This is a genomic window from Nitratidesulfovibrio sp. 1201_IL3209, assembly GCF_036763125.1.
Lineage (GTDB): Bacteria > Desulfobacterota > Desulfovibrionia > Desulfovibrionales > Desulfovibrionaceae > Cupidesulfovibrio.
Genome location: NZ_JBAIYT010000023.1, coordinates 17,314 through 37,475 on the forward strand (window position 1 = coordinate 17,314; position 20,162 = coordinate 37,475).

A 20,162-nucleotide genomic window follows, 5' to 3' on the forward strand; every position below is an offset into this window, starting at 1 on the left:
GCCCGGCGTGCCGTGCCGGACAGCAAGCCTCACGAGGAACCGCATGAACATCACCGAAGCACTGCTGCACGCCCTGAAGGAACGCGGCGCGCGCGAGGTCTGGGGCATTCCCGGCGATTTCGCGCTGCCGTATTTCAAGATCATTGAGCAGACCGGCATCCTGCCGCTGGTCACCCTGACCCACGAGCCGGGCCTGGGCTTCGCGGCCGACGCCGCCGCGCGCATCCGCCGGGGGCTCGGCGTGGCCGCCGTCACCTATGGGGCCGGGGCCATCAACATGCTGAACGCCGTGGCCCAGGCCTTCGCGGAAAAGTCGCCGCTGGTGGTCCTGTCCGGCGCGCCGGGCACGGCGGAGCGGGCGCGCGGCCTCCTGCTGCACCATCAGGTGAAGACCGTGGGCTCGCAGTTCCGCATGTACCAGGAGGTCACCTGCGACCAGGGCATCCTGGACGACCCGGCCACCGCGCCCGCCATCATCGGGCGGGTGCTGCGCAATTGCCTGGAGCATTCCCGGCCGGTGTACCTGGAGATTCCGCGCGACATGCCCGCCGTGGCCTGCGGCCCGGTGGCCCCGCATGCGCCCACCCCCTGCGACGAAGAGGCCGTGGCTGCCTGCGCGGCGGAAGTGCTGGCCCGGCTGCGCTCGGCCAGCCGCCCGGTGCTCATGGTGGGGGTGGAGGTGCGCCGCTACGGCCTGGAGGACCGGGTGGCGGAACTGGCCGACCGGCTGGGCGTGCCCGTGGTCACCAGCTTCATGGGGCGCGGGCTGCTGGCGGGCAAGTCCTGCCTTCAGGGCACCTACATGGGCGTGGCGGGCGACGCCGACATCACCCATGCCGTGGAAGGCTCCGACGGCCTGCTGCTGCTCGGGGTGATCATGTCCGACACCAACTTCGGGGTCTCGGCCAGCCACATCGACCGCCGCCGCCTGATGCACGCCGAGGACCGCGAGGTGCGCATGGGCTTCCACACCTACCACGACATCCCGCTGGAAAAGCTGGTGGATGCGCTGCTGGCGGCCCTGCCCGAAGGCGCGCGGACCTGCCCGACTCCGGCGGTCCCGGCGGACACAAGCGGGGGCGGCATGGACGGCTCCGATGCGCCCCTGGGCCGCAACGTGGTGTACCGGCGCGGCTTCGTGGCGGACGACGCCCCGGCGACGCCCGACGACATTGCCGTGCTGCTCAACGATTTCTACGATTCCGTGGCGGCGGGGCGGGGCGCCGGGCCGGACCCGTTCCCCTGGCCGCTGGCCTGCGACATCGGCGACTGCCTGTTCACCGCGCTGTCGGTGCGCCCTGTGCCCATGGTGGGGCCGGGATACTACGCCAGCATGGGCTTTGGCGTGCCTGCGGGCATGGGCTTGCAGGTGACCACCGGCCGCCGCTCGCTGACCCTGGTGGGCGACGGGGCCTTCCAGATGACCGGCATGGAGCTTGGCAACTGCGCGCGCCTGGGCATCGACCCGGTGATCGTGGTGTTCAACAACGCCTCGTGGGAAATGCTGCGGGTGTTCCAGCCGGAAACCTCGTACAGCGCCATCAACACGCTGGACTTCGCCGCCTTTGCCGATGCGCTGGGCGGGCGCGGCCACCGCGCGGCCACCCGGCGCGAACTGGCGGCGGCCTTCGCTGCGGCCACCACGGAGCGCGGGCGCTTCCAACTCATCGACGTGCGGCTGGAAAAGGGCGCCATCTCCGGCACGCTGGCCAACTTCGTGGCCGGGGTGAAGCGGGTGGCCGGCGTGAAGTAGCCGGGGGGGGGGCCGTTCCGGTTCCCTCGCGTGACGAGGCCGGGCAGCGCCCGGCGCGCAACGCAAACGAAGCGGGGCGCGGTCTCATGGACCGCGCCCCGCGTGCGTCGCGGAACAGGGGGAACAGGGGGAACAGGGGGAGCGGGGGGATGCGGGCGGAAGCCCCGTCCTGCTTGTCCTGCTTGTCCTACTTTCCCGACTTGCCCAGCGAGGCGTAGGACACCGCGCCGCCTCCGCCCCCGCCCGAGGCCTGTTTGGCGGCCTGGGCCTGCAATTCGTTGATCTGCTGCTGCAACTCGTTGATCTGCTGGTACAGCGGACGGGTGACCGATTCCTTCACCCCGTCGGGCATGGCGCCCTGTTCCACCTGCGAGATCTGCTGTTGCAACTGCTCGATCTTCTTCTCCAACTCCTCGATCTGTTTGGCCGTGGAATCGCCGCCCGAGTCGCCTGCGGCGCCGCTGGCTCCGGCGGTCGAGGTGGACGACGCGTCCGCGTCATCGCCGGTCAGGGCACCCGCCTCGGCCAGGGTGCCCGCTTCCTGCGCCGCGTCGGCCTCGGCCTGCTGGCGCGCGGCCAGCATTTCGCGGGCAAGGCGCATGGCCTCCTCGGACAGGGACACCCGGTCGCCCGATTGCGTGGCGGTGACGCTCTGAGTGGCGCGCCGGGTGGAGGAGATGCCCGAGATGAAGTCGGTGGACGACACCCCGTAGCCCTGCATCAGTTCCATTCCCCAATCGCTCATGACCGCATCCTCCGTGCATGGATGGCGGCAGCCCGGCCCGGTGCGCGGAAACGCCCGGCAGGACCTGCCGCCTTTTTCGGCGTGCCCTGCGGTATGCAAAAGCCGTTCAAGGGGAAAACGTTTCCCTGCGCGGCACGGCCGTGCGCGGGCGATGCGCGGGGGGCGGCCGGAACCGGACGTATCCGGAGCGGACTGGCGCGGCGCGGCGGGCGCAGGCTCAGTCCGCGGGTTCGGGCCGGTGGCGGCGGGTGGGGGAATAGATGATGGCGTTCATGGAACTGCCGGGAATGTGCTCGAACCCGAAGCCCAGGTACCACGCGGTCAGCGTGCGCTGGTCCAGGCAACCGCCGCCGTGGGCCAGGGGCAGGGCGTTGGCCACGATGTGCAGCCCGTGGAGTTCGGCGATGGCCACCAGCAGGGCCATGGCCCGCGAACCGTGGCCCGCCCGGCGGGCATCGGAATGTATTTGCAGCAGCGACATGCGGTCCTGCCAGAAGCACACCAGCATGCGCACCGGTCCCAGCTGCCGGAAGCCGGACCGGCTGCCCGGCACGGGGGTGGTGTGGCGCAGATAGCACTGGCGGGCGGCCTGGGTGGCCGGGGGCAGCCCGTCCGCCCCAGTTTGCGTGGTCGGCGCGGTCGGCCCGGTCGGCCTGATTGGCGTGGTCGGCGCGGGGTGCGGCGCGGTCGCCGGGGATGTTCCGTGCGCATGGAGTCTGGTGGCGTCAGACGCGCCCGGCGCCACGGGGGGAGGCACCGGGCGGCGGATGGCGGCGTTGCGGGACGGGGTGGCTGCGGCATGGGGGGGCGCTGGCTGCGGCTGCGGCATGGGAGGGGACCTCTTGCTGGGTATGGCTGTGTGAATGGGCGTGGCCGACGGGCGGACGACGCAAAAGTCCCCCCTTTCCGTTGCGGAGAAAGGGGGGACGTCCGTGGCCGGAATGGCCGATGTGAACAGGACTACCCCCCGTGCGCCTCGCGGGCGGCACGGGGGAAGAGGCCGCGCGGGGCGGCCGGGGAGCGGAAGGAACCGGAGCGGACGCCATGGCCGCACGGGACGGCCCGGTGCGCCACGCACTGTGCATGCCGCGCATCGGCGCGGAAGGAGATGCTTCCGGTGGTGGTGGTCTGTTGCTGCATGGTCAGGATGGGTTCCCGCACGTCTTGAAGGGGCGTGCATGGCGAATCGAGGATACCCGCCATGATTCCATGGCGCGGACAGGAAGTCAAGCCGGTTCGCGGAATTTCATGACTGTCCCTGCTTGTGCGGCGCACTGTGTCATGCGGCACTGCGGAATGGACAGGGATGCTGCGCAGATGTCGCATTGCATCCCGCACGAGGCGCACGTTGCGGTGAAAAATACTGCAAGGTATATCCCGCGCAGTATGCAGTGTGCATCGGCATGGCGGCGGCCGCCGTCAGGGCAGGGCCATGCACCCGATGCGCCGGGCCTGTTCGCATCCGGCCGGGTAGTCGCGGCAGCGGGCGGGCTTGGTTTCGTGGATGGCGCAGGCGGCCAGCCCGTCCGGGGTGCGGCGCAGCCACGGGCAGTGGCCGTCGTCGCCGCCGCCGCTGCCGCCGCCGTCGGCGCGGGGCGACAGCCAGACCTCGTGGACCGTGCCTCCCTCCTCCCCCGGATCGGGCGTTTCGCCCACCCGGCGCAGGATGTCCTCCCGCCCTTCATGCCGCCAGCGGGCCACGTCCTGCGCTTCCACGGTCAGCAGGTGCAGGGCGGTACAGCACTTTCCGCAACGCACACAGGTCGGCATGGCGGCCTCCGGCGGGCTGGGGTTTCGGGCCTGTCCCACCGTATCGCGGATGTGGGCGCCGCGCCATGAAAATGCGTACCACGCAGATTGGCGCGCAACAGCCCCCGTGCGAACCATTTTTCCGCAAAAACACGGGCATGGCGTGTTGCCAGCGGGGTGCGCCCGGTGTATCGGCAGGAACAGCCGGCGGCTACGGATGCATCACGGAATGCATCCGGTCCGTACCATCCTGCACGGCGTTCCGTGCGCGCCGCCGCCATCGCATCGCACCGCAATAGCACCGCAACATCGCCCGGAGGTATGCCTTCCATGTCACATCTCTCGCAGACGGATCCCGACGGCCTTGAAATCCATGACGTTGACTTCATCCAGACCGACGGCATGACGGAAGGGACGGGGACGCTGGTCATCGAGATGACCCTCGACGACGAACGCGAGGTGACGCGCATTCACCGGAACGTTCCCGAACATCTCTACGAGGCCTGGGAACAGCATGACTTCGACCCCGAGATGTACGTGGCGGAGATCGAGGACGCCTTCCCCTTCGACGAGGAAGACGACGAGGACGAGTAGTCCGGGCCCCGGCTGCCGAAGGTGGCCCGCGACCTGGGAATGTCCCGCGCGAGCACGGTGCGTTTCCTGGAATGGCTTGACATTCTTGTGGTATGCGCCCCGGAGGTTTTGGCCGCCGGGGCGCTTCGCGCATGTCCGGTTCGCGGTGTCGCGGCCGTCCGTCCGCGATTCCGGAGGTTCCGGGGCCCCGTCCCCGGCGTCCCGGTGAGTGACCGGTCCTGACGGAGAGATTGCCTGCTCTTGCCCGCTGTGGCTATTGTGGGGGAAAACGATCCGTGCGGCCGGCCCGTTTCGCGGGCATCCCGCCACAGGGGGGGGGCGGGGCATGGCGGCATGAAGCGTCCTGGACGGAGGAGCCATGGCAATGTCGGAGCACTACCGGAACACGCCGACCATGGGAGTACGCGGCTGGCTGCTGCTGCTCGCCCTGGTCACCGGCCTGCCCGCCACCATTTTTTCGGTGTTCGCCATGATCGAGCACGTGCGGACGCAGCAGGAAAAGACCAACGCGGAGTTGCGGCGCCAGGTGCTGGCTGTGGCCCTGGCCGTCGATGCGGACCTTTCGGCCAAGGCGGCCATGCTGCATGCCCTTGCCGCCTCTCAGGATCCGGAGCGTGCGGATATCGGGCAGCTGTACCGCCAGGCCAGGGGTGTGGGCAGCGTGCAGGGGGACGTACAGTCGCTGGCGCTGGTGGATCGCGAGGGAGGCCAGGTTTTCAGCACCTGGGTCCCGCTGGGCACCCGGCTGCCCCCTACCGGCGACGTGGAATCGGCCAGGCGGGTCCTGGACGAGGATCGTCCCGTGGTGTCCGGCTTGTTTCAGGGCAGCATCACGAACCGCCCGGTCACGGCGCTGGGCGTGCCGGTACAGGTGGCCAGGGGGGTCCGGCATGCGTTGCGCATGCACATAGGGGTGGAGGAATACACCCGTTTGCTGGCGGAGCAGCATCTGCCGGAAGGGTGGACCGTCACGCTGGTGGACGCCAACGGCGTGATCCTGGCCCGGACGCTCCTGCCCGAGCAGGCCGTGGGCAAGCCCGTAGGCCCGAGGCTGCGCGACGTGCTCGAATCTTCCACGGTCATGGAGGCGGGCAACCGCGAAGGCGTCCCCGTACGGTTCACCATCGCGCCGGTGGGGCAATGGGGCTGGCATGTGGTGGTGCAGGTGCCCGTTGCCACGCTGCACATGTCCATGCGCGCGTACCTCGTCCGGCTGGCGGCCATAGGCGCCGCCTGCATCGTCGTGGGCTTTGCCGGGGCGTGGCTGCTGTCGCGCCGTTTCATCGCCGAGGTGGAACTGGCGGCCCGCTCGCGCCTCCTGCCCGGGGAAGACGGTGAGCCCGCCCGTCCGACACTGGTGCGCGAACTGCGCCAGGTGGGGGACGAACTGGCCGCCGCCCGCGAACGCGAGGAAATGGCCCTGCGCGACGGCCTGACCGGCCTTGCCGGGCGGGCGCTGTTCCTGCGCCATGCCCGGCGGCTGCTGGAATCCAGCCGCGACGACCCGGCGTTGCGGCTGGCCGTCATGTTCATCGACCTCGACGGGTTCAAGCAGTTCAACGACCGGTACGGCCATGCGGAGGGCGACAGCGTGCTGCGCCGCACCGCGCGGGTGCTGGAGAGCGCGGTGCGCTCGTCCGACGTGGTCGGCCGCCTGGGCGGGGACGAGTTCGTGCTGTGTCTGGCCCTGCAGGCCGACACCGCCTGCGAGGTGGCCCGCAGCGTGGCCGCGCGCATCGTGGCCGGCGTGGCGCGGATCGGATTCGGCGTCGGGTGCAGCGTGGGCATCTCGCTGGGCCAGGCAGGGGGGTACGACGTATCCGATGCCGTGGCCGAAGACCTGCCAGGTGCCGGGACGGGCGGCGGGCCGGAGGCCGCGCGGGACGGCGTGTCCGGCGACAATGTGAGCGGGGTGAGCGGGTCGAGCGGGGCGGGCGCCGTCGACGACGCATTGTCCGACGCGCCGGCCCCCCTGGGCGCCCTGCTCGAAGAGGCCGACAAGGCCATGTACGTGGCCAAGCAGGCGGGCAAGAACAGCTATCATCTGCGCGACATGTCCACCTGCGACTAGGACGCCGCAAGGCGGCGGGAACGCCCCGGACGGCGCCGTGCATCACCTGCGTCCTCTCAGCGGCCGGGCTGGCCGCCCGCCCCGTCCCTCTCGTCGTCGGGGCGCTGCTCGCGCAGCTTGCGGAAGATGGTGGTGCGGCTGACCTTGAACATGCGCGCCACCTTGTTCACCGAGCCGTGCCGGGCGATGGCCCGTTCCAGGATTTCGCGCTCGATCTCGTCCATGATCTCGCGCAGGGCGCGCGGCTCCTGCATTTCCGGCATGGAGTAGGCGTGGCCGGGGCGGCAGGCCTCGGCCATGTGCGGGGGCAGGTCGGCGCAGGTGATGGTGGGCCGGTCGCCGGTGACCACCATGCTCTGGATGAAGTTCTGCATCTCGCGCACGTTGCCGGGCCAGCGGTAGTTTTCCAGCGCCTCCAGCGTCGATTCGGCGATCTCCATGGACCGCCGGTACTTGGCGGCGTAGCGTTCCAGAAAGTGCCGGGCCAGCGGGGCGATGTCCTCGCGCCGTCCGCGCAGCGGCGGAATCTGCACCACGGCCACGCTCAGCCGGTAGAACAGGTCGCTGCGGAACTTGCCGGTGCGCACGTCGTCGTCCAGGTCGCGGTTGGTGGCGGCGATGATGCGCACGTCCACCTTGCGCGGCTGGGTGGCGCCCACCCGGGTCACCTCCTGGTCCTGGAGCACGCGCAGCAGCTTGGTCTGCATGGTCAGGGGCAACTCGCCGATCTCGTCCAGGAACACCGTGCCGCCGTCGGCCATCTCGAAGTAGCCCGCCTTGCCCTTGGCGTTGGCCCCGGAAAACGCCCCCGGCACGTACCCGAACAGTTCCGACTCGATGAGGTTCGGCGCGATGCTGCCGCAGTCCACCTTCAGGAACATGCGTTCGCTGCGGGGGCTGTGCTCGTGCGCCAGGCGGGCCAGCACGTCCTTGCCCACCCCGGTTTCGCCCAGCAGCAGGAGCGTGGCGTCGGTGCCCGCCACGCGTTGCAGCCGGGCCACCAGCGAGAGCATGGACTCGCTGCGGAAGATGGGGTGCGTGGGCGAGGCGTTGGTCTGGATCATGCTTTCCAGACGTTCGTGGAATTCGTCGATGAGCTGCTTCTGCTGGGCGATCTGGTCGCGGAACTGGGTGATCATGGTGATGTCCCGCGCGAAGGTGACCACCAGGCACACCTCGCCCGCCTCGTCCAGCACCGGGTAGCCGCGCAGGATGATCTTCTTCTCGCCGCGCACGTTCTGCACCGAGGTGGACGGGCGCCTGGAACGCACGATCTCGGGGTTGACGATGCGGTCGAAAACCCCTTCCTCCACCAGCGCGTTGACGTTGCGGCCGCGCAGGTCCTGCTGCCGCAGGCCGGTCAACTGCTCGTACATCCGGTTGACCAGCAGGGTGGTGCCGTCGCGGTCCGAGATGTAGATACCGTCGCTGAATATGTCGATGATGCTCTTGAAATGCTTGAGTATCTTTTCCATGGTGCGGCCTTGGCCCCCTGGCGGGATGCGGCGGTGCGCGGGCGGGAACGGAAGACGCCGCATGCCCCATTGCCGTGCGCCCATTGCCGTGTGAGGGACGCCGCGCGGCGGATGCCGTGGCGGGACGGGGCTGCGGTAACCGTACGGCAGGACGCGGGGGCGTGCAAGACGCCGCTGGCTGGCCGACCGCCGGGAGGGTCTAGCTCCGCCCCCGGCGGGCGGCCACCAGGCGCAGCAGCCCCGACATGCGCGCCTCGTCCAGCCTCGCTTCGCCCATGGGGGCTTCGCGCCCGAGGAAATGGTACTTCTGGGTGCCCAGCCGGTGGTAGGGCAGCAGGTGGTATTCCACGTGGGGGTATGGCGCTAGGAAGTCGAGGATGGCCTCGATGTCCGCATCCCCGTCGTTGAAGCCGGGGATGACCGGCGTGCGCACCATCACGTGCAGTTTGGGATGGTGCTCCATGACCCGGCGGAAATTTTCCAGGATCAGGTCGTTGGCGACGCCCGTGCCTTCCTCGTGCCGGGCCGGGTCCATGTGCTTGAGGTCGAACAGCAGGGTGCGCGAAAGGCGGCAGGCCTCGTCCAGCACTTCCCACCGGGCGTGGCCGCAGGTTTCCACGGCCGCGCCGATGCGGCGTTTGCGCGCCTCGCGCAGCAGGGCCAGGGCGAAGTCCTCCTGCACCAGCGGTTCGCCGCCGGAAAGGGTCATGCCGCCGCCCGAGCGGGCGTAGAACGGGCTGTCCTGCTCCACGGTGCGCAGCACGTCGGCCACGGTGCGCCGCGCGCCGTAGGTGATCAGCGCGTTGGAGGGACAGACCGAGGTACAGTCGCGCGTGCATTCCACGCACAGGGCCCGGTCGATGACGATGCGGTCGTCCTCCCCGCGCGAGATGGCGCCGGAAAAGCACATCTCCACGCAGCGCACGCAGTGGGAAAGCCCCAGGCACCGCCCCTGGTTGTAGGCCAGTTGGATGCGCGCGGCCTGCGATTCCGGGTTGGAGCACCAGTGGCAGCGCAGCGGGCATCCCTTCAGGAACACCACGGTGCGGATGCCCGGCCCGTCGTGCACGGAGTATTTCTGGATGTTGAAGACGATGCCGGTGGCGTTGTTGTCGTCCGTGGGGGTCATGCGGAAATCCGGTGCGCCCGGCGTGCGGGGTTGGCGTGCTGCGTGTTGTGCGTGACCGGCGCGCCGTGCGCCTGGACGGGCGCCCCCTCCGTGCCTCCCGGAAGGGGCGCCCCGTGGCCGGCGGGCCCGGCCCGCCGGCGTCGCGGACTACATGGTGCCGTGTTCGGTACGGGCGATGAGGTCGTTCTGCAGGTCGGGCGACAGGTCCACGAAGTAGGCGCTGTACCCGGCGATGCGCACGATGAGGTTGCGGTACTTTTCGGGGTCGCGCTGGGCGGCCAGCAGGGTTTCGCGGTTGATGACGTTGAACTGCACGTGCCACAGCTTCAGGTCGCAGAAGGTGCGGATGAACGAGACCAGCTTCTGGGTGCCGTCGTCGCCTTCCAGGCACTTGGGCGTGAACTTGATGTTCAGCATGCGCGCCGCGCGCGCCCGGTAGCCGTAGTTCTTGGAGTGGAAGTTGGACAGCAGCACCGCCGTGGGGCCGTTGACGTCGGCCCCGTGCGAGGCGGACGAGCCATCGGACAGCGGGGTCCACGCCTTGCGGCCGTTGGGGGTGGCGCTGACCACCTTGCCGAACGGCACGTGCGAGGTGAACGGCACGTAGCGCACGTCGTTGTGCATGCCCAGGTCCTTCGAATAGCGGGCGCCGTATTCCACGGACAGCAGGTCGATGTCGCGGGCGATGGCGTCGGCGTAGTCGTCGTTGTTGCCGTAGCAGGGGGCGTTGCGCAGGATCTGGCGCACGTCCTCCCTGCCCTCGAAGTTGCATTCCAGGGCTTCGACCACCTGGGCCATGGTCAGGGTGCCGTCCTCGAACACCACCTTCTTCAGGGCCGCCAGCGAATCCACCACGGTGCCGTAGCCGATGTACTCGAAGTAGCCGAGGTTGATGCCCTCGGGAATCTGCGGGGTGTGCAGGTCCAGGCAGTGCTTCATGCACAGGTCGTGCAGGGTGGAGCCCATGGGCTGCGCGAAGTGGCGGGCGCGCAGGTTGTTGATGATGTGCTGCTGCATGAAGGCCGTCTTCAGGAACAGCCTGTGCTGGGCCACGTAGGCGTTCCACAGGTCGTCCCAGGTCCTGAATTCGCGCGGGTCGCCGGTGTGTTCGCCAAGGTCGGCGTCGCCGTACTTCTTCATGCGGCCGTTGTAGAGCACCATTTCCAGCGCGGCGGCGAAGTTGATGTACGCCCCGCCGGAGGTGTAGGTGTCGCGGTTGGGCATGCGCGCCTCGGTGCAGCCCGACACGGCGTAGTCGTACGCCTCCTCGAAGGTGGCCCCCTTGGAGACGTAGAGGGGGATGATTTCCTCATCGTTGATCAGCTTGGGAAAGCCCGAGCCATCCTTGATGGTTTCCGCCACTTCCCACAGGTAGCGTTCCGGGGCGCGGGAATGGATGCGCGCCGCAAGGTCGGGGTAGTGCAGCGGGAATTCGCGCTTGGACTTCAGGAACAGGTAGGTCAGGTCGTTGGTGGCGTCGCTGCCGTCGGGGGTCTGGCCGCCCACGGTCACCGCCTCCCAGTGGGCGTAGCCTTCGTTGAAGGCCCCGCCGGTGGGCGAGATGTACAGGTCGATGAACTGGGCCATGCCCACCCACATGCACTCGATGAGTTCGAGGGCGGCGTCTTCGGTCAGGCGGCCTTCGGCCATGTCCTTGGCGTAGAACGGGAAGAAGTACTGGTCCATGCGCCCGTTGGAGACGATGGTGCCGGTCTTCTGCTCCATGCGCGAGAACATCTGGGTGAACCACTGCGCCTGCACCGCCTCGCGGAAGGTGCGGGCGGGATGCTCGGGCACGCGTTCGCAGATGTCGGCCATGGCCAGCAGTTCGGCCTTGCGGGCGGGGTCGGTTTCCGCCGCCGCCTTTTGGCGGGCCAGGGCGGCGTGGCGGCGGGCCCAGGTGACCACGGCGTCGCACACGATGGTCACGGCTTCCAGGAAGGGGCGCTTCTCGCAGTTGTCGGCGGGGCTCAGCGGGTCCAGGGCGGCCAGCTTGTCCAGCGCTTCCCGCTTCAGGCCGCCGAAGCCCTTTTGCAGCACCTTTTCATAGTCGTGCACCCACTGGATGGACGAGCGGAACGACGAGGTCTCGTTGACGATGAACCGCGAGTGCAGCCCGTCGGGGTCGTCGTAGGTCAGCTTGTGCACCTCGGCGGGCAGGGCCATGTTCAGGTGTTCGTGGTAGGTGCGGCCCTTCCAGAACGGGGCGATCTCGTCCACCACCACCCGGGCGTCCTCGGGCGTGATGGTGAAGGGCGATTCCACGCGCTTGGGCAGGTCTTCGATGGCCAGCCCCAGGAAGTCGCCGTCCAGTTCCGGGTACAGGATGCCGTAGCGGCCCTGCGCACCGGCGCGGCCCGCCAGCAACTGGTGGTCGTCGATGTACACGGTGATGTTCTCGGCCACGTGCAGCATGGCTTTCGCCCAGCGCAGCACCAGCGGCTGCCCCTCTGTGGCGCGCATGGACCGGGTGAAGTACCTGGCGCGCTCCACGTCGATGCGCGGGCGCAACCCCTCGAAGGATTCGAGGATGGTGAACACCCGCCGGTGCCCGGCGCGGAAGCGGTCCTCCTTGCCTTCCATCTTGTCGTACAGGCGCTGTTCGTGCGGGGTCATGACCTCGCAGCATTCGGGATTGCGCATCTCGTTCACCTCTGATCCGTTTTGATGTTGTCTCGGCTGGCCGTCCCCATACGGCGGACGGCGGCCGGTGGCAGAAAAATATCCCTCGCCGGGCGCCCTGGTTACCGTGGCCATCCATGCGCAAGCTGGATATGGGGCGGCGTCCTTTCCGGGCGTGTACCGGCGCTCTTGTCCGGTGGCGTCGCCGCGCACATTGCACCGACCGTGCCAAGGCGGCGGGAGGGCGCGGGGGACGACGGGCAGACCGGAGATGGGCAATGCGGACGGGCCGTTGGCGCGGGCTGGCGCCTGTGGACGTGCCCGGGCAGGTCGCGCGCGGGCCATGCTCCGGCCGGGCGGCAGGGGCGGGCATGTTGCATTCCCGTAACATGCCCGCGCCGGATGAATGGGAACAGGGGGTTGCGTGGGTATCCGGCATGATGCGCGGGCGCAACATGGGGACATGGATGCAACGCGGGGGGCTCCGGAGGCGCTTCGCATCGCGCGGCCGGGGCGGCATGTCTCTTGCTTTTCGGGGCGCACCACCCCTTACCTCAGGAGCGCCCCATGCCCGTCATCGACTTCCGCTTCCGCCCCAACACCCCGGAAACCATCACCGGCATCGCCACCAGCAACATGTTCAGGGCCGCCTGCGCGGCCATCGGCTTCGAGCGGCGCAAGCCCCAGCCGCTGGAGGACATCGTGGCGGCGCTGGAGGCGCGCGGCGTGGAGCGCTGCGTGATCACCGGCCGCGACAGCGAGACCACCTACGGTTCCCCGTCCAACAACGGGAGCGTGCTGGCCTTCGTCCGGGCGCATCCGGAGCGGTTCATCGGCTTCTGGGGGGTGGACCCGCACAAGGGCATGGCCGCCGTGCGCGAGCTGCGCCACGCGGTGGCGGACCTGGGCATGCGCGGGGCCGCCATCGACCCGTATCTGGCGCACCTGAGGCCCGACGAGGCGCGCTACTACCCGGTGTACGCGGCCTGCTGCGACCTGGGCATTCCGGTGGTCATCACCACGGCCCCGCCGCCGCAGGTGCCCGGCGCGGTGATGGGCCATACGGATCCGCGCCACGTGGACGTGGTGGCGCGCGACTTTCCGGAACTGCGCATCGTCATGAGCCACGGCGGCTATCCCTTCGTGAACGAGGCCATCTTCGCCTGCCTGCGCAACGCCAACGTGTACATGGACTGTTCGGAATACGAGCTGGCGCCCATGGCCGAAGCCTACGTGCAGGCCATGAACACCCTGATTCCCGACAAGGTGGTGTTCGCCAGCGCGCACCCGTTCATCGAGCAGGCGGATGCGCTGGACATCTACGCCCGCATGGACCTGTCCGGCGAGGTGCGGGAAAAGGTGATGTACCGCAACGCGTTGCGCGTTCTGGGCGAGACGTCATGAGGCCGGGGGCGGGCCGTATCCGGTCCGGTGACGTGGCGGAGTCGGGGATGAAAGCGTTAAAATTTTCTCAAGTTGATCTGTGGTTGTAAGCGGCAGGTCGCTTCCCGGCCTCCGGGACGTCATCATGGCCATCAATACTCCGGTATTGATGGCCTTTCTTGTCGGAGCTTCACGTGGCCGCGTGTGCCGTGGGCGCGTGCGCATGGCCGGAGAATTGGTTGCATTTCTGCAACCTAGTTCCACTTATGGAACTATGGTTAATAATATGCTGTAACTAAAGGAATAAAATGCGGATTGCCATGTTCCGGATTGAGGGGGGCGCACAAAAATGCAACCTGTGTTGCGCCGGACAGGGGGGCAATCCCGGCGATTGTGTCGAAAGGGAACAATATGCGGCGGTGAAATGTGTTGTAACTCGCTTTGGTATCGTACTTGCTTTCCGGTCGGCAGGGGCTGCCAGCCTCGTGCGGACCATGCCCCGCACGAGCCACGCCCGAATGAATCGCGCCCCAGACGAATCACGTTCTGAACAGGGGGGAACCCCTGAGTTGTACTGGAAATGGAACGGACCCCGGCCGGAGCCACCCTGACCCGCCGGACCGACCCGAACACCCCGGACCGCAGGAGAAACACGATGCGAAGACTGCCATGGCGCTTCATCACGGGCCTTACCCTGCTCACCCTGCTCACGCTGTCCCTTGCCTCCACGGCAATGGCCGAGAAATTCGTGGTGGGCTACCAGCCTTATGACACCATCTCGTACCAGGCCATCGTCAACGCGGAACTCGGCCTGTGGAAGAAGTACGTGCCGCAGGGCACGGAAATCGAATTCCAGGGCGCGCTGCAAGGCACCGTGGTGGCCAACAACATGTTGGCCGACAAGGCGCACGTCGGCTACATGAGCGTGATGCCCGCCACCATCCTGTGCTCCAAGCCCGAGCAGGCCGAGATCAAGATGGTGGCAACCCTCGGCATGTCCGAGGGCACCCGCTGCTCGCTGGTCCTGGTCCGCAAGGACGCCCCCCGCTTCGAATCCGTCGAGGCTTTGGCCCGCTGGATGGACGGCAAGGTCATCGCCGCGCCCAAGGGCAGCGCGTCCGACCAGTACCTGATGCGCTTCTTCGAAAAGTACAACGTGAAGCCGAAGGAATACCTCAACCAGTCCATCGAGGTCATCGGCACCAACTTCCGCATCGGCAAGATCGACGCCGCCTCGCTGTGGGAACCCACCCTGTCCCGCATCGCCGACAACGTGGGCGAGGGCGTGGCGCGCATCGCCGCCGACGGCCGCGCCTGCGACAACCCCGACCTCGGCATCCTGGTCATGCGCAAGGACTTCATGGAGAAGCACCCCGAGGTGGCCAAGGGCTACCTGCGCGCCGAACTGGAAGCCCAGCGCTACCTGCTGGACCCCGCCAACTGGACCAACGTCATCGAAATGGTCTCCAAGCACGCCAGCGGCATCCCCAAGACGGTGCTGTGGTACTCGCTGTACGGGCAGATTCCGGCCGACTCCAAGGAAACCGTGCGCGAATGGAAGTCGTTCTACTTCAACGAACTCGAGCGCAAGAACATCGCCGAGGTGGCGCCCTTCCTGCTGAAGGACAAGCGCATCAAGTCCCTGCCCCCCGAAGGCACCGTGGACGACGCCATGGCCCGCGCCGTGGTGGCCGAGGCGGGCATCACCCCGGTCAGCGGCAGCGTGACCCTGGGCGTGATCAAGGGCGCCCCCGCCAGCGCCAGCCCGTTCAAGGAGTAAGGACCCACGGTCCACCTTCCCGCGGCGGGCGTGGGACGCACATCCCGCGCCCGCCGGACGGGCCGCCCCGGCCGCTTCCTTCCCAAAACGGGCCGGACGGCCAACCAAGCCGGAGGAATTCGTGAGCACCGCAAGCGCCGCCACCGCCACCCGCAACGACGCAGCGCCCAGTTCCCTGGAGGTGAGTCTGTTCTGCCTCCGGGAATGGCTGAAAAGCGCCGCCCCCTATCTGAACCTGCTGGGCATCGTCGGCTTCATCTTCCTGTGGTACCTGCTGACCGAAAGACTGAAGGTGCCGTGGTTCAACAAGCTGCCGGGTCCCGTGGGCGTGTACCAGGAATGGGTGTCGCCGGATCCGTCCTACGGCATCTCGCTGTACACCCCCGAATACTACCAGCACATCCTGACCAGCATCTGGCGGGTGTTGCAGGCCTTCTTCCTGGCCACGTTCCTGGGCGTGCCCGTGGGGCTGATGATGGGCTGGAAGAAGACCTTCAAGGACTACACCTTCCCGCTGCTGGAGACGTTGCGCCCCATCCCCATGCTGGCGTGGGTGCCGCTGTCCATCCTGATGTGGCCGGGGCGCGAGGCGTCCATCATCTTCCTGACCTTCCTGGGGTCGTTCTTCGCCACGGTGCTGAACACCCTGCTGGGCGTGGAATCCATCGACGAGGTGTACTTCCGCGCGGCGCATTCGCTGGGCGCAAGGCCCCGCCACGTGTTCCTCAAGGTCATCCTGCCGGGGGCGCTGCCGTTCATCTTCACGGGGCTCCAGATCAGCATGGGCTTCGCCTGGTTCTCGCTGGTGGCCGGCGAGATGCTGGCCGGGGAATACGGCCTCGGCTACCTGATCTGGAATTCGTTCATCATGGTGCAGTACCCGGTCATCGTCATCGCCATGGTGACGCTGGGGGTCATCGGCTGGCTGAGCAGCGCGCTGATCCGCATGGTGGGCGACCGGCTGATGCAGTGGAAGGTCAGGGAGGAAATCCGATGAACACGGCAGAAGCGCTTCCCATGCCCGCGCCGCGCGGGCAGATCAGCATCCGCAACGTGTCCAAGGTGTACGACCCGGACGGGGCCAGGGTGCTGGCGGTGGACAACTGCTCCATGGAGATCGCGGCGGGCGAGTTCTGCGTGGTGGTCGGCCCCTCGGGCTGCGGCAAGACCACGCTGCTCAACGCCATCGCCGGGTTTCACGGCATCACCTCCGGCGAAATACTGCTGGACGGCAAGCTGCTGTGCGCCCCCGGCAAGACGCCCCCGCCCGGCTCCGACCGCATCGTGGTCTTTCAGAACGGGGCGCTGTTCCCGTGGTACAACGTGCTGGAAAACGTGACCTTCGGCCCGGTGGTGCAGGGCGTCATGCCCGAGCGCGAGGCGCGCGACAAGGCCCGCGAACTGCTGTCCCAGATGGGCTTGCAGGGCATCGAGAACAACTACCCCAGCGAGATATCGTCGGGCATGCGCCGCCGGGTGGAGATAGCCCGGGCCATGATGACCGACCCCAGCGTGCTGCTGCTGGACGAGCCCTTCCGGGCCATGGACGCCCTGACCAAGACGGTGGTCCACCAGTTCCTGCTCGACGTGTACGACCGCAGCAACAAGACCATCTTCTTCATCACCCACGACCTGGAAGAGGCCATCTTCCTCGGCACCAAGGTGTACATCATGACCACGCGCCCGGCCCGCATCAAGACCGTGCTGGACGTGGACATCCCGAGGCCGCGCGACTTCCGCGTGCTGTCCTCGTCGAAGTACATCAAGCTGAAGAAGGAATGCATCGAGGCCGTGCACGAGGAAGCCCTGAAGGCGTTCAGGGCGGGCGAACGCGAAATGGCCTGATCTCCAAATTGTCTTTTCGCCCGTTGGCGTCGTCAAACGTCGCCTGCCATATCGGTCGAATACGATAAGAGTATGCTCCCTCATGGCAGGCTCGTTTTCCTCGCCAACGAACGAAAATCCTGCTTTGGAGACAGTCCCGGTATTCCGGACCGCCGCCTCGTACACCACCGGACACCAGCGGAGACACATCATGACCACAGCCGTACTCGCGCAAGGGTTCAACTGGACCCGCTGCCGCAGGAAGATCGCCAACATATCCACGGCGCGCGGCATCGCCGCCATCGTCGTGTTCACCCTCGTCTGGGAACTGTGCACCTGGCTGCACGTGCCCATCATCGGCAACGTGCCCTCGCCCTCGTCGGTGCTGGCGGCGCTGGGCAGGCAACTGGTCAGCCAGGAATACTGGCTGTCCTGGCGCGACAGCTGCCTGCGCATCCTGTCCGGCTTCGTGCTGGCCCAGGTGCTGGGCATTCCGCTGGGGCTGCTGATGGGCATGAACCGCACCGCGCGCGAGCTCATCTACCCGGTGTTCGAGATCATGCGTCCCATTCCGCCGCTGGCCTGGGTGCCCGCGTCGGTCATCTTCTGGCCCACGTCGGAAATGTCCATGATGTTCGTGGTGTTCCTGGGCGGGTTCTTCACCGTGGTGCTGAACATCGTGGGCGGCGCGCGCAGCATCGACATCCGCTACATCCGCGCGGCCCACTCGCTGGGTTCGTCGCGCTCGGACATCTTCTGGCGGGTGATGCTGCCCGCCACCCTGCCCAGCATCGTGGTGGGCATGACCGTGGGCATGGGCATCACCTGGGCGGTGGTGGTGGCGGCAGAGATGATCGCCAGCCGTTCCGGCCTGGGCTTTCTGACGTGGCGCGCCTACGTGGCGGGCGAGTACCCGCTGATCGTCATCGGCATGATGAGCATCGGCATCGCGGGCTACATGTCGTCCGCGCTGATCCGCTTCATCGGCAGCAGGCTGACGCCGTGGCTGCGGGTATTCTAGGAGGGGCCGAATGAACACCGCGACGACGCAATTCGCGCCCGGCATGGGCGCCGGTGAAATGGTGGTGGAGAACGTGGCCAAGGGCTTCGGCGTGGGGCCGCTGCGCAAGCAGGTGCTGCGCAGTTGTTCCTTCGTGCTCGAAAAGGGCAGGCTCACCGTGCTCATCGGGCCTTCCGGCTGCGGCAAGAGCACCCTGGTCAACGCGCTGGCGGGTTACGAAACGCCCGATTCCGGCAAGGTGCTCATCGACGGCCAGCCGGTGACCGGGCCGGGGCCGGACAGGCTGGTGGTGTTCCAGGAAACAGCGCTGTTCCCGTGGATGACCACCTTCGAGAACGTCAGCTACGGCCCCCGCGTGCAGCGCAAGCTGCCGGAACGGGACTACGCCGAAGAAACCATGAAGCTGCTGGAACTGGTGGGCCTGAAGGACTTCAAGGACAAGTATCCGGCCCAGCTTTCCGGCGGCATGCAGCGCCGCGCCGAACTGGTGCGGGCCATGATCAACCGGCCCAAGGTCATGCTGATGGACGAGCCCTTCCGGGGGCTGGACGCCATGACCCGCGCCCTGATGCAGGAATACTACGTCCGGCTGTTCGAGGAACACCGGGGCACCAACCTGTTCGTGACCTCGGAACTGGAAGAGGCCATCTTCCTGGCCGACACCCTGCTCATCCTCACCAACCGGCCCGCCTGCGTGAAGAAGGTGCTCCAGGTGAACCTGCCCCGGCCGCGCACGTTTGACATGATGACCTCGGCCGAGTACCAGCGCTGCAAGTTCGAGGCGCTGGAACTGCTGCACGAGGAGGCCATGAAGTCGTTCGCCTCGGGCGCGGTGAACGCGGCCGACTTCCTTGAAGCCTGCTCCCAGATGGGGCAGGATCAGGCGCAGCCCACCTGCCTGGGACTGGACGACATGGCCCCGCCGGATGTACCGGCTGAACCGCGGGCCGACGAAGCGGTGTCCGGCCGGTAGCCGGCCAGTAGCCGGGCAGACGCTTCCGGCCGCATCTGGCGCATCTGGCCGCATCTGGCCGCATCTGGCAATACAGGGCGGTATCGGGCAGTATGGGGGCGGTCCCTGACCATTGCGGCGGGCCGCCCCGACCTGTTTCGGGCGTTCGCGGCGGACCGTCCATATGGCTGCCCCGACGGCTGCCCGCGCGGCGGCTGGCGGCTTCAGCATCTTCAACCGGCGCACGCCCTGCGCCACGTGCGCTCCATGACCGAAGGACTGCTCATCGCCATGCTGGGCTGGTGGCTCGGCGGCTTCATCAACAACATCGTCGGCTTTGGCGCGGCGCTGGTGGCCCTGCCCGTGGTGGCCCTGGGCAACGACATGGCCGTGGCGGTGCCCAGTTCCGGGCTCATCGTGCTGGCCCTCAACGTGCAAATGGCCTGGAGCTACCGGCACCACCTGAACGGCGACGCGGGCGTGTGGCCGCTGGCGGCGGGGGGGCTGCCGGGAGCCCTGGCTGGGGTGCTGATGCTGCGCCACATTCCCGATGCCGGGCTGCGCCTGGGCCTCGGCGGGCTGCTCATGGCCTACGCCTTGTGGGGGCTGCTGTGTTCGCAGCCCGGCCGCCGGGCGCTCCATGGCGTGTGGGCGGCCGTGGCCGGGTTCTTTTCCACCAGCCTGGGCACGGCCTACGGCATCAACGGGCCGTCGCTGGCCATCTACCTTTCCTTCCGGGGAGGCACCCCGCAGGAAACCAAGGCCGCGCTGGGCGTGTTCTTCATCGTCAGCGGGACCATCATCGTGGCGGCGCAGACCCTGGCCGGGGTGCAGTCGGCGGAAACGCTGCTGCAGTTCGCCGCCTCGCTGCCGTCGGTCATCCTTGGCGGGTGGGCGGGCATCGTCCTGTCCAGGCGTCTGCCCGACGGCAACCTGAACGGCGCGCTGTTCGTGATGCTGCTGGTCATGGGCGCCAACCTCGTCCGGCAGGGGCTGGGGTTCTGAGGCGGCGCGGAAAAGCGCCGCACCGTCCGTTTTCCGCCCTTCCCCCGCCTGCGCGGCGC

General features: G+C 67.9%; 16 protein-coding genes. 10 read left to right on the forward strand and 6 right to left on the reverse strand.

Annotated elements, in window-relative coordinates; genetic code table 11:
• Nucleotides 1–43 precede the first annotated feature (43 nt).
• Nucleotides 44–1,753: an indolepyruvate/phenylpyruvate decarboxylase gene (gene ipdC / locus V6B97_RS11435; RefSeq protein WP_333506640.1), complete on the forward strand. Its 1,710-nt coding sequence runs from the start codon at nucleotides 44–46 to the stop codon at nucleotides 1,751–1,753.
• Nucleotides 1,754–1,940: 187 nt separating this feature from the next.
• On the opposite strand, the gene V6B97_RS11440 is transcribed toward ipdC, so the two are convergent.
• The 3 genes from V6B97_RS11440 to V6B97_RS11450 form a co-directional block, all read right to left on the reverse strand.
• On the reverse strand, nucleotides 1,941–2,498 hold the full coding sequence (locus tag V6B97_RS11440) for an ABC transporter C-terminal domain-containing protein (protein WP_333506641.1): 558 nt from the start codon (nucleotides 2,496–2,498) through the stop codon (nucleotides 1,941–1,943).
• 217 nt (nucleotides 2,499–2,715) lie between these two features.
• The gene (locus V6B97_RS11445) at nucleotides 2,716–3,327 is read right to left on the reverse strand and encodes a hypothetical protein (RefSeq protein ID WP_333506642.1); all 612 of its coding nucleotides are present in this window, start codon (nucleotides 3,325–3,327) and stop codon (nucleotides 2,716–2,718) included.
• Between the two features lie 590 nt (nucleotides 3,328–3,917).
• Nucleotides 3,918–4,268, reverse strand: a complete 351-nt coding sequence (locus tag V6B97_RS11450) for a YkgJ family cysteine cluster protein (protein WP_333506643.1) — start codon at nucleotides 4,266–4,268, stop codon at nucleotides 3,918–3,920.
• A gap of 309 nt (nucleotides 4,269–4,577) precedes the next feature.
• On the opposite strand from V6B97_RS11450, the gene V6B97_RS11455 reads away from it, so the two are divergent.
• Together V6B97_RS11455 and V6B97_RS11460 are read left to right on the forward strand one after the other, a co-directional pair.
• Nucleotides 4,578–4,841: a hypothetical protein gene (locus V6B97_RS11455; protein WP_333506644.1), complete on the forward strand. Its 264-nt coding sequence runs from the start codon at nucleotides 4,578–4,580 to the stop codon at nucleotides 4,839–4,841.
• A gap of 358 nt (nucleotides 4,842–5,199) precedes the next feature.
• Nucleotides 5,200–6,912, forward strand: a complete 1,713-nt coding sequence (locus tag V6B97_RS11460; RefSeq protein ID WP_333506645.1) for a sensor domain-containing diguanylate cyclase — start codon at nucleotides 5,200–5,202, stop codon at nucleotides 6,910–6,912.
• A gap of 56 nt (nucleotides 6,913–6,968) precedes the next feature.
• On the opposite strand, the gene V6B97_RS11465 is transcribed toward V6B97_RS11460, so the two are convergent.
• The 3 genes from V6B97_RS11465 to hpsG form a co-directional block, all read right to left on the reverse strand.
• Entirely contained in the window at nucleotides 6,969–8,387 is a 1,419-nt protein-coding gene (locus V6B97_RS11465; protein ID WP_333506646.1) for a sigma-54 interaction domain-containing protein, read from the reverse strand.
• Nucleotides 8,388–8,586: 199 nt separating this feature from the next.
• Nucleotides 8,587–9,516 carry a (2S)-3-sulfopropanediol dehydratase activating enzyme gene (gene hpsH / locus V6B97_RS11470; RefSeq protein ID WP_333506647.1) on the reverse strand — a complete coding sequence of 310 codons (930 nt, stop codon included), beginning with the start codon at nucleotides 9,514–9,516 and terminating at the stop codon, nucleotides 8,587–8,589.
• Between the two features lie 147 nt (nucleotides 9,517–9,663).
• Nucleotides 9,664–12,159 (reverse strand): (2S)-3-sulfopropanediol dehydratase, encoded by a 2,496-nt coding sequence (hpsG, locus tag V6B97_RS11475; protein ID WP_333506648.1) that lies wholly within the window; start codon nucleotides 12,157–12,159, stop codon nucleotides 9,664–9,666.
• 546 nt (nucleotides 12,160–12,705) lie between these two features.
• Here hpsG and V6B97_RS11480 point away from each other — a divergent pair.
• From V6B97_RS11480 to V6B97_RS11510, 7 genes are all read left to right on the forward strand, one after another.
• Nucleotides 12,706–13,542: an amidohydrolase family protein gene (locus V6B97_RS11480; RefSeq protein WP_333506649.1), complete on the forward strand. Its 837-nt coding sequence runs from the start codon at nucleotides 12,706–12,708 to the stop codon at nucleotides 13,540–13,542.
• A gap of 634 nt (nucleotides 13,543–14,176) precedes the next feature.
• Nucleotides 14,177–15,301, forward strand: coding sequence for an ABC transporter substrate-binding protein (locus tag V6B97_RS11485; protein ID WP_333506650.1), 1,125 nt, complete (start codon nucleotides 14,177–14,179; stop codon nucleotides 15,299–15,301).
• A gap of 121 nt (nucleotides 15,302–15,422) precedes the next feature.
• Entirely contained in the window at nucleotides 15,423–16,298 is an 876-nt protein-coding gene (locus V6B97_RS11490; RefSeq protein ID WP_333506651.1) for an ABC transporter permease, read from the forward strand.
• On the forward strand, nucleotides 16,295–17,146 hold the full coding sequence (locus tag V6B97_RS11495) for an ABC transporter ATP-binding protein (protein WP_333506652.1): 852 nt from the start codon (nucleotides 16,295–16,297) through the stop codon (nucleotides 17,144–17,146). Before V6B97_RS11490 ends, V6B97_RS11495 begins: the two co-directional genes overlap by 4 nt.
• 190 nt (nucleotides 17,147–17,336) lie before the next feature.
• Nucleotides 17,337–18,146: an ABC transporter permease gene (locus V6B97_RS11500; RefSeq protein WP_333506653.1), complete on the forward strand. Its 810-nt coding sequence runs from the start codon at nucleotides 17,337–17,339 to the stop codon at nucleotides 18,144–18,146.
• Between the two features lie 10 nt (nucleotides 18,147–18,156).
• Nucleotides 18,157–19,119: an ABC transporter ATP-binding protein gene (locus V6B97_RS11505; protein ID WP_333506654.1), complete on the forward strand. Its 963-nt coding sequence runs from the start codon at nucleotides 18,157–18,159 to the stop codon at nucleotides 19,117–19,119.
• Nucleotides 19,120–19,365: 246 nt separating this feature from the next.
• Complete coding sequence (locus tag V6B97_RS11510; protein WP_333506655.1) at nucleotides 19,366–20,103, forward strand: sulfite exporter TauE/SafE family protein; 738 nt, start codon at nucleotides 19,366–19,368, stop codon at nucleotides 20,101–20,103.
• The last annotated feature ends 59 nt before the right edge of the window (nucleotides 20,104–20,162 follow it).